The sequence below is a fragment of the Buchnera aphidicola (Stegophylla sp.) genome, assembly GCF_005080785.1.
GTDB lineage: Bacteria > Pseudomonadota > Gammaproteobacteria > Enterobacterales > Enterobacteriaceae > Buchnera_L > Buchnera_L aphidicola_AQ.
Map to the genome: position 1 here is coordinate 16,498 of NZ_CP032998.1, position 16,907 is coordinate 33,404.

11 protein-coding genes and 1 tRNA gene are annotated in these 16,907 nt (G+C 23.7%); 6 read left to right on the forward strand and 6 right to left on the reverse strand.

What is annotated here, in order from left to right:
* Positions 1 to 7: 7 nt before the first annotated feature.
* Positions 8 to 80: transfer RNA gene (locus D9V79_RS00080), tRNA-Phe, on the reverse strand.
* Between the two features lie 270 nt (positions 81 to 350).
* Here D9V79_RS00080 and D9V79_RS00085 point away from each other — a divergent pair.
* The 3 genes from D9V79_RS00085 (at position 351) to efp (ending at position 3,013) form a co-directional block, all read left to right on the forward strand.
* A complete protein-coding gene (locus tag D9V79_RS00085) occupies positions 351 to 644 on the forward strand; it encodes a co-chaperone GroES (protein WP_158351502.1) in 294 nt (97 codons plus the stop codon).
* A 37-nt stretch (positions 645 to 681) separates the two neighbouring features.
* Positions 682 to 2,331 (forward strand): chaperonin GroEL, encoded by a 1,650-nt coding sequence (groL, locus tag D9V79_RS00090; RefSeq protein ID WP_158351504.1) that lies wholly within the window; start codon positions 682 to 684, stop codon positions 2,329 to 2,331.
* 106 nt (positions 2,332 to 2,437) lie between these two features.
* Complete coding sequence (gene efp, locus D9V79_RS00095; RefSeq protein ID WP_158351506.1) at positions 2,438 to 3,013, forward strand: elongation factor P; 576 nt, start codon at positions 2,438 to 2,440, stop codon at positions 3,011 to 3,013.
* 39 nt (positions 3,014 to 3,052) lie between these two features.
* Here efp and D9V79_RS00100 read toward each other — a convergent pair whose 3' ends face one another.
* The 3 genes from D9V79_RS00100 to D9V79_RS01935 all read right to left on the reverse strand — a co-directional run bounded on the left by D9V79_RS00100 (position 3,053) and on the right by D9V79_RS01935 (position 5,103).
* A complete protein-coding gene (locus tag D9V79_RS00100; protein ID WP_158351509.1) occupies positions 3,053 to 3,784 on the reverse strand; it encodes an ATP-binding protein in 732 nt (243 codons plus the stop codon).
* A gap of 81 nt (positions 3,785 to 3,865) precedes the next feature.
* Complete coding sequence (gene rsmD / locus D9V79_RS00105) at positions 3,866 to 4,429, reverse strand: 16S rRNA (guanine(966)-N(2))-methyltransferase RsmD (protein WP_158351511.1); 564 nt, start codon at positions 4,427 to 4,429, stop codon at positions 3,866 to 3,868.
* Between the two features lie 512 nt (positions 4,430 to 4,941).
* Complete coding sequence (locus D9V79_RS01935; RefSeq protein WP_187306412.1) at positions 4,942 to 5,103, reverse strand: hypothetical protein; 162 nt, start codon at positions 5,101 to 5,103, stop codon at positions 4,942 to 4,944.
* A gap of 818 nt (positions 5,104 to 5,921) precedes the next feature.
* Here D9V79_RS01935 and D9V79_RS00110 point away from each other — a divergent pair.
* Both D9V79_RS00110 and metE read left to right on the forward strand, forming a co-directional pair.
* Complete coding sequence (locus D9V79_RS00110) at positions 5,922 to 6,773, forward strand: RNA polymerase factor sigma-32 (RefSeq protein ID WP_158351513.1); 852 nt, start codon at positions 5,922 to 5,924, stop codon at positions 6,771 to 6,773.
* 1,123 nt (positions 6,774 to 7,896) lie between these two features.
* Positions 7,897 to 10,170: a 5-methyltetrahydropteroyltriglutamate--homocysteine S-methyltransferase gene (metE, locus tag D9V79_RS00115; protein ID WP_158351515.1), complete on the forward strand. Its 2,274-nt coding sequence runs from the start codon at positions 7,897 to 7,899 to the stop codon at positions 10,168 to 10,170.
* Positions 10,171 to 10,247: 77 nt separating this feature from the next.
* On the opposite strand, the gene purH is transcribed toward metE, so the two are convergent.
* On the reverse strand, positions 10,248 to 11,834 hold the full coding sequence (gene purH / locus D9V79_RS00120; protein ID WP_158351517.1) for a bifunctional phosphoribosylaminoimidazolecarboxamide formyltransferase/IMP cyclohydrolase: 1,587 nt from the start codon (positions 11,832 to 11,834) through the stop codon (positions 10,248 to 10,250).
* A gap of 152 nt (positions 11,835 to 11,986) precedes the next feature.
* Here purH and D9V79_RS00125 point away from each other — a divergent pair, with 152 nt between their 5' ends.
* Positions 11,987 to 12,559: a TIGR00645 family protein gene (locus D9V79_RS00125; protein ID WP_158351519.1), complete on the forward strand. Its 573-nt coding sequence runs from the start codon at positions 11,987 to 11,989 to the stop codon at positions 12,557 to 12,559.
* A gap of 122 nt (positions 12,560 to 12,681) precedes the next feature.
* Here D9V79_RS00125 and rpoC read toward each other — a convergent pair whose 3' ends face one another.
* Positions 12,682 to 16,866 carry a DNA-directed RNA polymerase subunit beta' gene (gene rpoC / locus D9V79_RS00130; protein ID WP_158351522.1) on the reverse strand — a complete coding sequence of 1,395 codons (4,185 nt, stop codon included), beginning with the start codon at positions 16,864 to 16,866 and terminating at the stop codon, positions 12,682 to 12,684.
* Positions 16,867 to 16,907 lie beyond the last annotated feature (41 nt).

A 16,907-nucleotide genomic window follows, 5' to 3' on the forward strand; every position in this document is an offset into this window, starting at 1 on the left:
ATATTTATGCCCGAAGGCGGAATTGAACCACCGACACGGGGATTTTCAGTCCCCTGCTCTACCAACTGAGCTATTCGGGCACAGTATAAACTAAATTTAATTAAACCATTAAAATGAAAGTTATGTCAATAATTTTATTATCTTCATTTTTATTACTAATAAAAATTAAATTTATTTTATTTTTATTTGAAATGTATCATTGACTATTGAAAAAAAAAAAATATATATATATAATTATTAAAATATAATATATATCTGAAAATATTTTAATTTGTAAAGATTATTTAATAAATTTTATATAAACAATCGGAACAATAAATTTTTAAAAGCAAATTTAGGAGTGTAATTTCATGAAAATTCGTCCATTGCACGATCGAGTTCTTATTAAAAAACAAGAAGTTGAATTAAAATCGGCTGGCGGTATTGTTCTAACTGGTTCTGCTGCAGGAAAATCAACTCGAGGAAAAATTATAGCAGTAGGTAATGGTCGTGTTTTAGATAATGGAAAAATTAAAGCATTAGATGTAAAAATTGGTGATACTGTTATTTTCAATGAAGGGTACGGTGCTAAGACAGAAAAAATCAATAATGAAGAAGTATTAATTTTATCTGAAAGTGACATTTTAGCAATTGTTGAAGAATAAAAATCTTTTAAAATAATAAACATAAAAGGAAAATTCAATGGCCGCTAAAGATGTAAAATTTGGTAATGAAGCTAGAGTTAAAATGCTTCAAGGGGTAAATGTATTAGCTGATGCAGTAAAAGTTACTTTGGGGCCAAAAGGTAGAAATGTAATCTTAGATAAATCTTTTGGAGCTCCTAGTATCACTAAAGATGGTGTATCAGTAGCAAGAGAAATAGAATTAGAAGATAAATTTGAAAATATGGGTGCTCAAATGGTAAAAGAAGTAGCTTCTAAAGCAAATGATGTAGCTGGAGATGGTACAACTACTGCTACTTTACTAGCACAGTCAATAGTAAATGAAGGATTAAAAGCAGTTGCTGCAGGCATGAACCCTATGGATTTAAAACGAGGTATTGATAAAGCTGTTATACATGCTGTACAAGAATTAAAAAATATGTCTGTTCCATGTTCGGATCCGAAAGCAATTACTCAAGTTGGTACTATTTCAGCAAATGCAGATGAAACAGTTGGTAATTTAATTGCAGAAGCTATGGAAAAAGTAGGTAATGATGGTGTTATTACAGTTGAAGAAGGAACTGGCTTACAAGATGAATTAGAAGTAGTAAAAGGTATGCAATTTGATCGAGGATATCTTTCACCTTATTTTATTAACAAATCTGAAACTGGTATTGTAGAACTGGACAATCCATATATTTTAATGGTTGATAAAAAAATATCAAATATTCGTGAATTATTACCAATTTTAGAAGCTGTTGCTAAATCTAATAAACCTTTATTAATTATTGCAGAAGATTTAGAAGGAGAAGCATTAGCTACATTAGTTGTTAATTCTATGAGAGGTATAGTTAAAGTTGCTTCTGTAAAAGCTCCTGGTTTTGGTGATCGAAGAAAAGAAATGTTACAAGATATTGCAATATTAACTTCCGGAACTGTTATTTCTGAAGAATTAGCAATGGAATTAGAAAAATCTACTTTAGCTGATTTAGGTCAATCAAAACGTGTAGTAATTACAAAAGATACAACTACTATTATTGACGGATCTGGTAATAAAAAAGAGATTAAATCTAGAATAAATCAAATCCGACAACAAATAAAAGAATCAACTTCAGATTATGATAAAGAAAAATTAAATGAACGTTTAGCAAAATTATCTGGAGGTGTAGCAGTACTAAAAGTTGGAGCAGCTACAGAAGTAGAAATGAAAGAAAAAAAAGCTCGTGTTGAAGATGCATTACATGCTACACGTGCAGCTGTAGAGGAAGGTGTAGTTGCAGGAGGAGGAGTAGCATTAATTCGAGTAGCAGAAAAAATTTCTAATATTGTTGGACAAAACGAAGATCAAAATGTTGGTATTCGAGTTGCATTAAGAGCTATGGAAGCTCCTTTACGTCAAATTGTATCTAATTCTGGAGAAGAACCATCAGTTGTAACAAATAATGTTAAAGATGGATCAGGCAATTATGGTTATAACGCTGCTACTGATGAATATGGCGATATGATTGATTTTGGTATTTTAGATCCTACAAAAGTAACTCGTTCTGCTTTACAATATGCTGCTTCTGTTGCAGGTTTAATGATTACTACAGAATGTATGGTAACAGATTTACCAAAAGAAGAAAAAAATGATTCAAGCTCTGCTGCACCTGTTGGTGGTATGGGTGGAGGAATGGGTGGAATGATGTAATTATTTTATAATAATATTCAATTGTTAATAATTACCCAAAAAATATTATATATTTATGTTTATATTAGGGTAATTATTAAGATGTATAATTGAATAAATATACATTATGATAATACACTATAGTAATAATTTTAAATCTGGACTAAAAGTATTGTTTGACAAAAAACCATGTTGTATTGAATCAGTAGAATTTGTTAAACCTGGTAAAGGACAAGTATTTTATCGAGTAAAATTAAGAAAATTAATTACTAACCAATTGATAGAAAAAACATTTAGATCAACTGATTTTTTATACAGTGCTAATATTATTGATACTAAATTAACATATATATACCATGATGATAATTTTTGGTATTTTATGAATGACAAAAATTTTGATCAATTATCATTAGATAAAACAATTGTTAAAAATAAAAGTAAATGGTTAATAGAACAAAACCAATATACTATTACATTATGGAATGAACAACCTATTTCAATTAGTATAAAAAATTTTGTTACATTACAAGTTAAACGTATTATTTCACAAAATAAATCAGATTATATGACAAATACCAAAAACTTTCAATTATGTCAATTAAATACTGGAGCTATTATTAAAGTTCCATTATTTATTCAAGTGAAAGATATGATTAAAATTGATACTCGAACTGGCGAATACAATTCTAGAATAAAAAAATAATTTTTATATTATACCAATTCATTATATTTATATTAACAATTATGATATATTTTTTCGATAACTGTTCCATTTAAAATCTAACCATAAATTATTTCCTAAACACATTCGATCCATCACTCTTTCTCCTAACACACGAATCATATCATAATAATTTAAATTAGATAACATCCCTGTAGGTTTTTTGGATGAATATCTTCTATCCACAATTTGATGAATAATCATTCTTTCATATCGTGATTCTATTTGTATACCAATTTCATCAATAATTAATAAATCTCTAGTACTCAAATAATATAATAAATTTTCTTCATTATCATTTACATTTAATTTTCGATTAAATGTTTTTTTAATATTAGACATTAAATCTGCTATAGTAATAATAAATACACTTTTTTTCTGATTAATCAAATAATTTGCAATAGCAGAAGCTAAATGATTTTTTCCAGTTCCCGGCCAACCTGAAAATACAAAATTATTTATATTGTTGTTAAATTCTTGAACATATTTTTTAGCAAGTGTTATAACTTTTTTATGACCTTCATGTTCAATGATATAATTGTCAAATGAACAATTTATGTATAATGCTTGAATACCTGATTTTTTTAACATATTTTGTTTTTTAATTTTATTATTTTTTTTAATAATTGATTGACAAAATAGTTTTCCTTTTTTTTGATTCCATTTTAATACATCATAATCATTTTTAAATTTAGGTTGAATATTATTAGGAATAATTTTTTTTAATTTATTTAGAAATTTAATATTTTTCATTTTTATTTTATAAAATATGATTTTATTATAATAGTATATTTTATCGTATTTTAAAATATTTTATTTTATTTTTAATATTGACTATACAATATTTTTATTAACAATATATAATTCATAAATAATAGTTTTAGTATATTTTTGTTTCAATACAGACCAATTTTTTGGATATTGAATATTATTGTTTTGATATTTTAATCTTTCGATATATACATAGCCTGGATTTTTAAAAATATTTTTTTTTTCTAATAAAAAAATTATTTTTTGTAATTGTTTTTGTTGATATGGCGGATCTAAAAAAACAATATCATATTTTAATCTATTTTTTTTTAACCATATAAAAACATCTTGATATATAATATTTACATTACGAATTTTTAATCTTTGAATATTACTTTTTAAATTTTCAACAATTTTTTTATTTACTTCTAAAAAAGTCACATATTTTGCATATCGTGATATAGATTCAATTCCTAATGCCCCACTCCCAGAAAAACAATCTAAACAATATGATTTTTTAATTTTTGAAATTAACCAATTAAATAATGTTTCTCTTATACGATGTATAGTGGGTTTAAAATGTCTATGATTAATTGTTTTTATTATTTGGCCTTTAAGATATCCAGAAATAATCCGAATTTTTTTCATATCTAATTATTTATTTTATCTGTTATTGATTTAAATTATGATATTTATTATTCATATATTACATATAATAATATTATTATTTTATATAATTTAAAAATTTATTTTTTATTTTTTTATAAAAATATGATCTTATGAATGTGTATATCACTATATAAAATATAAATTTCACATTATTTATAAAAAATATACACAATACTATATTATTACATAATTAAATCAACTATATATGTTATGCTATATATTATAATGTATTTTATATAAATCATATAATTTTAAATTTTCGATTTTATATATAGTTAAATATGATTCAATAAATCAATATATCATATGAATAATTTTGTGTTGATAAATACTACTGATAAAAATATGAATATCCTATAACGTGTATCATGAATATACAAAATAACATAATATATTATATAATTTAATGATTAATAATGTATAAACAGCACATTATAATATTATGTATGCAATCATGCACGTTATAGGATCAGTAGTATTAATATATATAACTAAAAAATCCAAAAAAAAACACAAAAAAGATAATTATCGTCATATATTGTAGTTGTTGTAACCATATCATCCTTGAGTATCATATTTCCAATACAATAATGCATAATATTATGTGTTAATACATCAATATTATTCATAATGAGATTATCCATGTTTTTCATATATCATAATGTATTCCATATGAAATACAGATTTGATATATTAATTGCATATATAAGTAAATTTTATCCCATATAGATATATCATGTGAATAATTTTTTATTAAAACATACGAATAATAAAAAATTTATATTCTTGAACATGTTCAAATTCGAATCAAAATAACATAACATATTTTATCACTTTCATAATAAAACAATGTATAAAAATGTCAATATCATATAATATTATTTATCCAACTATTCACGTTATAGAATGAGTAGTATTAATAAAATATTTGGTCAAAATTATAAAACAACAAACAATTATCGTAATCAATTATAAATGTTATAATATCAAAAAATATACAGAACAAATAAATATAAACAATTAAGAACTATAAATATTTATTTTATAATTATATAAATGTTTGAAAATTAATTGATTAATAATATTAACAATATAATATTATACTAATATATAAAGTATGAACTGTAATAAATATTATCTATCTATACAAAAAAAATACTAAGATTATATAAAATTATTTATTATATTATATAATAAAAATAATTTATAAATATTTATTATTGACAATATTACAATATATAAAATAAAAATTTTAAAATATTTTTGATATCTTATTCATTTATATATTAATGAATATATTTAAACTAAAAATATACAATTTTATTGATTATATATTATAAATAATAATAATTTTGTGTTATACAACCTTATTAAAATATGAAACATTATATATATAAGCAATCAATATTCTATATATGTAATACTAAAATTATTATATAAGATACAATATGCATTACATAATTATATTTAAATGATAAAAAAAATACAATACTTATATGAAAAATCTTGTTCAAATTTGAAAATATATATTTTCACTGTTAAAATGTTAAAAATATTATCTTCTTCAGAAGAACATTATTTAACAGAAAAATTATATTATTATGGTAATTTAATCTCAGCTAAAACTATAATTTTATCTAATTTACGATTGATTATACATATTACAAAAAATTATTTAGGATATGGAATGACTCATTCCGATTTAATTCAATCAGGTAATTTTGGTTTAATAAAATCTATATTTCGATTTAATCCAAATATTAATATACGTTTTATATCATTTGCATTATATTGGATAAAATCCGAAATTCATGAATACATATTAAGAAATTGGAGAATTGTTAAAATTGCAACGACAAAATCACAAAGAAAAATATTCTTTAATTTAAAAAAAAATAAAAATACATTAAAGTGGTTGGACAAAAATGAAATTAAAGTATTTACTCAAATACTAGGAGTACATACACAAGACATAAAAGAAATGGAATCAAGAATATTGTCTCAAGATATTACTATTCATCCTTTTATTGAGTTAAAAAAAAAAAAAAAAAATATCATCAATAATTTAGTTCCATATTTAAATAATTTAAAATATGATATATCATATGTTATAAAACTAAATACAAATAAGAATATAAATTCAAAATATAAATTAAATCATACAATATTAACATTAGATACACGAAGTCGTAATATTATTAATACAAGATGGATAATAGATCAAGAAAAGAAAATAACTTTAAAAAAAATAGCAAATAATTATGGTATCTCAGCAGAACGTGTTCGACAAATAGAAAGTAATGCAATAAAAAAAATGAAATAATTATAGCAATTAAATGATAATAAAATAAAAAATTATTTATTAAATAATACTAAAAATATAATTTTAATGATAATTCATTCCATGCTATGTACATTAATTTTATTGTGTCAATTAATATATTTTTTAATATAAATATTATTGTAAAGAAAAAAAATATAATAAATAGTATATTATTTTATTGAAACAAAATAATTTTATATAAATATTTATTTTTATATTTATTCGGTATAACACATAATTTTGCTTGTATTCCATATTTTAATTTTTAGTTATCACGCTTTTTTTATATTTTAATTATTGAATAATTCATTTTTATAGTTTTTGAAATATCTATATTTAATAATCACATTAAAATTAATGTCAAATATTATAAACTTTTTTAATATTATGACAATTCTTAAAAAGATTTTAAAAATAATTGTCATATGTCTTATTATGTATATTTGTAAAATATATTATTAATATTTTTTATTTTAAATGATCAAGAAAATTTTATTTTTATTTCTTAAATATATATGAAAATATAATTGACGTAATTTTTAAATTAAATATATAAAAATAAATGCATTCATTTGTTATAATATGCCTTAAATAAAAATAAAATTAATTTTGATAACTGAATGTAATTTAAAAATACAAAATTATTTTAAATTTAAAATTTATTTTAATTTTTAACCATAATGGATGAAATTTTTATAATTCTCCATTATGCTATTAAATACAATGATGATATTCAACATTAATGCTAATATTAATTGAATTTATACAAAAATATTTTAAAATCGTTTTATATATTTTAAAATATTTTATTTTTCGTATTGTGAATAAGAGATATAATCTTATATTGTTGTTTCACAAAAGTTTAAATTATTAATAAACAATTTCAATTCTAAATTTTTATGATGCATTAAATTCATGTGATAATACTTATTTAATGAATATAATTATTATTCTGTTAATAAATAATATACAACCTTTATTTTTATGATAATGTATCAATTCTTCATGTTTAATTTCATCATAATATTTATTCATAATAATAATGAACTATTTATTCTTGTAGATTATAATATAATTTATAAGTATATTAAATATAAGATTTTATTAAATATTTAGGTATGTTATGACAATTGTAAATCATACTTTAGGTTTTCCAAGAATAGGTATTAACAGAGAATTAAAAATAGCACAAGAAAATTATTGGTCCGGAAAAATTTCACAACAAAATTTATTAGAAACAGGATATAAATTACGTTCTGAAAATTGGAAAAAACAACAAGAATTAGGAATTAATTTTATTCCAGTTGGAGATTTTTCTTGGTATGACCATGTTTTAACCACAAGTATGATGCTAGGTAATGTTCCATTAAGACATCAAAATCATGATGGATCTATTAATTTAGATACTTTATTTTATACTGCTCGAGGCGTAACTCCTAATAAACCATCAGTATTAGCATCATCTATGATGAAATGGTTCAATACAAACTATCATTATATTGTCCCAGAATTTATAAAAAACCAAAATTTTAAACTATCTTGGTCACAATTATTTGATGAAATTGATGAAGCATTAAAACAAGGCTATAAAATTAAACCTATAATTTTAGGTCCTTTAACGTATTTATGGTTAGGTAAAATAAAAGGTGCAAAATTTAATAAATTAGAATTATTAGAAAATTTATTAAATGTATACCAAGAAATATTAATAAAAATAAAATTACGAAATATTGAATGGGTACAAATTGATGAACCCATTTTATCATTAGAATTACCACAACAATGGATAAAATCTTTTAAAATTACTTATTTATTACTTACTGGACATGTCAAATTATTATTAACTACATATTTTGGAAGCATTTATCATAATTTTGATACAGTTATACAATTACCAATTCAAGGATTACATATTGATTTAGTAGATGGCAAATATAATTTAAATCAAATTAATAAAATGGTTCCAAATGATTGGATTTTATCTTTAGGTGTCATTAATGGACGAAATATATGGAAATCAGATTTATTATATTGGTTTCATATTATTCAATCAATAATAAAATATCGTACCAATTTATGGATTGGATCTTCATGTTCTTTATTACATAGTCCAATTGATTTAGATATAGAAAATGCGATTGATACAAAAATAAAACAATGGTTTTCTTTTGCTTATCAAAAATGTATAGAATTAAATTTACTTACTATAGCATTAAACAATAATGATACAGATAAAATAAAATCATGGAGTAATAAATTATATACTCATAAATATTCTGAACAAGTGAATAATTATCATATTCAAGAACGAATAAATAATATTATTACATCTGATTTTAAAAGACAATCACCATATTCAATACGATCGATAAAACAAAAAAAAAAATTCAACTTCCCTATTTTACCAACTACAACAATTGGTTCTTTTCCACAAACAAACGATATACGAAAATTACGTTTACAATATAAAAATAACAACATAAATTTTCAAGATTATCAAAAAAAAATAAATCAACACATTCAATATAATATTCAGCAGCAAGAATTATTAGGTATTGATGTATTAGTACATGGAGAACCTGAACGCAATGATATGGTAGAATATTTTGGGGAACATTTAAATGGATTTATATTTACTTCATTTGGATGGGTTCAAAGTTATGGATCACGATGTGTAAAACCTCCTATTATTATTGGGGATATATATCGTTCAAAACCAATTACTTTAAATTGGACAAAATATGCACAATCTATTACTAAAAAACCTGTTAAAGCTATGTTAACTGGACCTATTACCATTTTATCTTGGTCATTCATACGAGAAGATATATCAAAAAAAAATATTGCTTATCAAATTGCATTATCATTACAAGATGAAGTATTAGATTTAGAAGCATCAGGAATTAGTATTATTCAAATTGATGAACCTGCATTAAGAGAAGGTCTGCCATTACGTCAATCTAAATGGAAAAAATATTTATCATGGGCGACTAAATCATTTCGATTATCTTCATCTCAAGTACAAGATACAACTCAAATTCATACACATATGTGCTATTCTGAATTTAATGATATTATGAATGCTATTGTCGAATTAGATGCAGATGTTATAACTATTGAAACAGCTCGTTCAGATATGGAATTATTAGAATTTTTTAAAACATTTCAATATCCTAATGAAATTGGTCCTGGAGTATATGATATACATTCTCCGAATATTCCAAAAATTCATAATATTGAAAAACTATTAATAAAAGCTATGCGATATATTCCCGTGCAACGATTATGGGTTAATCCAGATTGTGGTTTAAAAACTCGAACATGGAAAGAAACAAAATATGCTTTAAAAAATATGATGATTGCTACTCAAAATATTCGATCTCATATTAAAAAATAAATAAATAATATAACAATATTTTTTTATATTTAAAAAGGGATAATAAAACATATCCCTTTTAAACGTTATATTATAACTTAATGTTTAAAATTACGTATTCCAGTATAAATCATAGAAATATTATGATCATTTACTGCTTGTATAACTTCAGAGTCTCGAATTGATCCTCCAGGTTGAATAATACATGATACTCCAACTACAGAAGCTAAATCTACACTATCTCGAAATGGAAAAAATGCATCAGAAGCCATAATAATGTTTTGTTTTTTACAATCAATTTTTTTATATTCTGAACAATATTTTGTATTAGCTATTTTCACAGCATCAATACGACTCGTTTGACCTGACCCTATACTTATTGTATGAAAATTATTACCATATGCAATAGCATTTGATTTAACAAATTTTACTATTTTCCATAAAAATAAAGCATTTTTTTTCTCTAAGTCACTAGGTATTTTTTTACTTACTACAACCCAATCATGTATATGATTGTTAACAATATTATTTTGTTGAACTAATAAACCGTTATTAACACTATGTAATTCTAGAGATGAAATATTTTTTTTATTACAATATCCACATATTAAAAGCTTTATATTTTTTTTTTTTTGAATGCTTTGTAAACCCTGAGGAGTAATTTCAGGACCAACAATAACTTCAACAAATTGTTTTTCTAAAATTAATCGAATTGTATCATCATCAATTATATTATTAAAACCAATGACACCACCGAATGACGATATCGGATCACTATTATATGCTAATAAATATGATATTTGAATGTTTTTTGATATAGCTGCACCACATGGACTACCATGTTTGACAATAACACATGCAGGTTTATCAAATTGATTTACACATTCTAATGCTATATTAGCATCAGAAATGTTATTATATGAAAGTAATGTTCCATGTAATTGTTTAAAAGAACCAATAGTTCCAGTAAAACTATTTTTTTTTTTTATATAAAAAACCGATTTTTGATGAGGATTTTCTCCATATTTTAATTTTTGTTTTTTTATATATTGTAAATTTAATTGTTTAGGAAAAAAATGTTTTTTTTGATTAGCATATAAACTTTTCATTTTGCTACTATAATATTTTAAAATATTATAATCATAATTCATCGTATAATCAAATGCTTTATAAGCTAACTGCAATCTAGTTTTTATACTGACAGAATTAGTATTATATATTTCATGTAAAACTTTTTCATAATCTAATATATTTGTTATAACTATTACATTTTTATAATTTTTTGCAGCAGCACGTACTATAGCAGGTCCACCTATATCAATCATTTTTTCTATATCAATATTTTTATCGATATTATTAAATGGATAAAAATTTACTATCACCATATCAATTGTTAATATTTGATATTGTTGAATAACATCAAAATATTTTTTTTTATTACCTAAAATTCCTCCAAAAATTTTAGGATGTATAGTTTTTATCTGTCCATTCATAATTTCTGGATATTGTGTCAGTCTATTAATGTGATATGTTTGTATATTATTTTTATTTAATTCAGATCTTGTTCCTGAAGTAGAAAAAATTTTAATATTATTTCTTAACAAACCTGTAGCAAATTTTACTAATTTACATTTATTAAATACACTTATAATAGCAGTCTGAATAATTTGCTTTTTTTTTTTCATTATATATTATTACAATATACTGATATATTTCCTTGATACTATCATATTTATGTTTTGATGAAAAGAAAATATCAGATATGTTTTGATAATAAAATAATGGAATATTTTATTATACAAATACTATTTACGAATATAGAAATGAAAGAGGATTCATGGAAAAAATTATTGAAAAAACCATATATGCTTCTCGTTGGTTATTGTTTCCTGTATATATTGGATTATCGTTAGGTTTTATTTTATTGACTATAAAATTTTTTCAACAAGTTTTTGTTATTATTCCGAAAATATTCATTATGTCTGAATCAGGATTAGTACTTATCGTTTTATCATTAATTGATATTGCGTTAGTTGGAGGTTTGTTAGTTATGGTTATGTTTTCAGGATATGAAAATTTTATTTCTAAAATGGATATTAATGATAATAAAAAACGATTAGGGTGGATGGGTAAAATGGATGTTAGTTCTATAAAAAACAAAGTTGCTTCATCTATTGTGGCAATTTCTTCAGTACATTTACTGCGTTTATTTATGGAAATTGAAAAGGTTTTAGATAATAAAATTATGTGGTGTATTATTATACACTTGACATTTGTTTTTTCCGCTTTTGGAATGGCGTATATTGATAAAATGAGTAAAAAAAAAAATAAAAATTATCATAAAAATAATATAATAATGATTAAACCTTTTGGTTATATGATAATTATTTTTATTTATCATAAGATTTAATATAATGTACAAAAAATAATTTCACCATCAAAAATAATATATTATATAAATTTTAATTGATAGCTATTTAATATTATAGCTATCAAAAATATATTATTTTAAAATTTATTTTTTGAAGTTATTTAAAAGATTATATTTTTTTTATTCATTTTATTTACTATTAATAAATCGTTATTTAAATATCGCTTACGTTTCTGTAAACGATGAGTATGATAAATATATCCTGTCCCTGCTGGAATTAATCGACCAACAATAACATTTTCTTTTAATCCTCGTAAATGATCTTTTTTCCCTGCAACTGCTGCAGAAGTTAAAACACGTGTAGTTTCCTGAAAAGAAGCAGCAGATATAAACGATTCCGTTGATAAAGATGATTTTGTAATTCCTAATAAATTACGTGTAAAAATAATTTGTTTTTTATTTAATGCTTTTAATCTTCGATTTTCTTTTTGAATAATTGTATATTCAACTTGTTCATCTTTTAAAAAATTAGAATCTCCAGAATCAATAATAGTTGCTTTTCTTAACATTTGTTTGATAATAACTTCAATATGTTTATCATTAATTTTTACACCTTGTAACCGATACACTTCTTGTACTTCATTAACAATGTATTTAGTAACAGATTGTACACCTCGTAATCGTAAAATATCATGCGGTGATTCTGGACCATCAGATATTACATCACCTTTTTCAACTCTTTCACCTTCAAGAACATTTAATTGTCTCCATTTTGGTATCATTTCTTCATAATATAATTGATCAATTGTAGACACAATTTTTAATCGTCTTTTACCTTTTGTTTCTTTACCAAAAGAAACAATGCCACTAATTTCAGATAATATAGCAGGTTCTTTAGGACATCGTGCTTCGAATAAATCAGCTACTCTAGGTAAACCTCCAGTAATATCTTTGGTTCCTACTGATTCTTGAGGTACTCGTGCTATAATATCTCCTACATTAACTTTAGATCCATTTGCTAATTGAATCACTGTTCCTTTTGGCAGAAAATATTGTACATGAATATCTGTTTCTGGAATAAGTATTGCATCTCCATTAGAGTCAACAATTTTTATGGATGGACGTAAAATTTTTCTTTTAATATGACGTTCTAATAAGTCTAATATCATTATGGAAGATAAACCAGTTAATTCATCTGTTTGTTTAATAATACTTTTCCCATCGACCATATCAACAAATTTTATATACCCAGCAACTTCAGTAATAACAGGAATAGTATGAGGATCCCATTTTGCCAATGTTTCACCCATTTTAACTATTTCTCCATGTCCTTTATCTAATATAGCACCATATGGTACTTTGTATCTTTCTTGTGTTTTTCCAAATTGATCCACCATTTTTAATTCAACATTTCTTGAAGTAATAATAATTTTACCTTGATCATTAATTACTGATTTAGAATTATTTAGATCAATCATACCTGTATTTTTAACTTCAATACTGGTTTTTGTAACTGTTCTTGAAGCTGCTCCACCAATATGAAATGTTCGCATTGTTAATTGCGTTCCTGGTTCTCCAATAGATTGTGCAGCAATAACACCAATTGCTTCGCCTTTGTTGACTAATTTTCCTTTAGATAAATCACAACCGTAACAATATGAACATACGCCAAAATCAACTTCACAATGAACAACCGATCGTACTTTAACAAAATCAATAAAATTTTCTTTAATTATCTGACATAATTTTGTAGTTAATAATGTATTTTTAAAAATCAATATTTTTTTTGAATAAGGATGTATCACATGTTCTGATGTAACACGACCCAATACTCTATCATATAATGGTTCTTTAATATTACTTCCTTCAATTAATGGAGCCATAATAATACCATTAACAGTTCCACAATCATGTTCAGTGACAACTAAATCTTGTGCTACATCTACTAACCTACGTGTTAAATACCCTGAATTAGCTGTTTTTAATGCTGTATCAGCTAATCCTTTTCGAGCACCATGTGTAGAAATAAAATATTGAAGTACATTTAAACCTTCTCGAAAATTAGCTATAATAGGTGTTTCAATAATAGATCCATCTGGTTTTGCCATTAAACCTCTCATTCCAGCTAATTGTCGAATTTGAGCAGCAGATCCTCGAGCTCCTGAATCAGCCATCATAAATATACTATTAAAAGATTTTTGTTTTGTAACAATACCCTGTTGATTAATAATATTTTCTGTAGATAAATTGTTCATCATGGCTTTTGCAACACGTTCATTTGATGTAGACCAGATATCAATAACTTTATTATATCTTTCTCCAGAAGTTACTAATCCAGATTGAAATTGTTGTTGAATTTCAAAGACTTCATGTTCTGCTTCACGTATAATTTTGTGCTTTTCATTTGGTATTATCATGTCATCAATACCAACTGATATACCAGATTTAGAAGAATATTTAAAACCAATATACATCATTTGATCAGAAAACAATACTGTTTTTTTCATACCTAAAATGTGATAACAGGTATTTAATATTTTTGATATAGTTTGTTTACGTAATGTTTTATTAATTAAATTAAAAGATAATCCTTTTGGAACAATATTCCATAAAATTGATCTTCCAATAGTAGTATTAAATATCTGTTGTTTTTCTATAAATTTATTATCTTTTTGTTTAACATATTCTGTGATCCGAACCTTGACCCTTGTATGTAATTCAACTAATCCTAAATGATATAATTTTTCTGCTTCATATGAGTTTTTAAGTATCATACCTTCTCCTTTAGAATATATTTTTGTTTTTGTCATATAATATATTCCTAATACAATATCTTGAGAAGGGACAATAACAGGTTCACCATTAGAAGGAGAAAGAATATTCTTTGTTGACATCATTAAATTACGAGCTTCCATTTGTGATTTTTTAGTTAAAGGTATATGTACTGCCATTTGATCTCCATCAAAATCAGCATTATAAGCTGCACATACTAATGGATGTAATTGTATAGCTTTACCTTCAATAAGAACAGGTTCAAATGCTTGTATACCTAATCGATGTAGTGTAGGTGCACGATTTAATAAAATAGGATGATTATGTACTACTTCATCTAATATATCCCATACCACTGGTTCTTCTTTTTCAACCATTATTTTAGCAGCTTTAATTGTTGTAGCAAAACCTTTAATTTCTAGCTTACCATAAACAAATGGTTTAAATAATTCTAAAGCCATTTTTTTAGGTAATCCACATTGATTTAATTTTAAATATGGTCCTACTGTGATTACAGAACGTCCAGAATAATCTACCCTTTTACCTAATAAATTTTGTCTAAAACGACCTTGCTTACCTTTAATCATATCTGATAGCGATTTTAAAGGTCGTTTATTAGATCCTACAATAGCTTTTCCTCGTCTACCGTTATCTAATAATGCATCTACTGCTTCTTGTAACATTCTTTTTTCATTACGAACAATAATATCAGGTGCAGATAATTCTAATAATCGTTTTAGACGATTATTTCGATTAATTACACGACGATATAAATCATTTAAATCAGATGTTGCAAACCTACCTCCATCTAAAGGTACTAGTGGTCTTAAATCAGGTGGTAAAATAGGTAAAACATTAAGAATCATCCATTCAGGTTTATTATCAGATAATAAAAATGATTCTACAATCTTAATTCTTTGTGTAATTTTTTTCTTTTTGATCTCAGAATTCGTTATTTTTAATTGATTATAAAGATTTTCATGTTCTACAGGTAAATTTAAATTTTTTAATAAAAATTGAATTGCTTCAGCGCCCATTTTTGCATCAAATTCATCTCCAAATTCTTCTAATGCATCTAAATATTTTTCTTCACTTAAAATTTGTTTTTTTTCAAAATTTGTCATTCCTTCTTCAAGAATAATATAAGATTCGAAATATAAAATACGCTCAATATCACGTAATGGAATATCCAATAAAAGTCCAATACGTGATGGAAGAGATTTTAAAAACCAAATATGCGCAATAGGTGTAGCTAATTCAATGTGTCCCATTCTATCACGTCGTACTTTATTTTTAGTTACTTCTACACCACATTTTTCACATACTACACCTCGATGTTTTAATCTTTTATATTTTCCACATAAACATTCATAATTTTTAATAGGGCCAAAAATTCTAGAACAAAATAATCCATCACGTTCTGGTTTAAAAGTTCGATAATTTATAGTTTCTGGTTTTTGTACTTCACCAAAAGACCAAGAACGAATTACTTCAGGAGAAGCTAATTCAATTTTAATAGAGTTAAATTCTTTAATTTTCATTTGTGTTTGTATAATTTTATGGAAATTTTTCACAGTTAAGTCCGTAAGATTATAAATATATACTAATAATTATA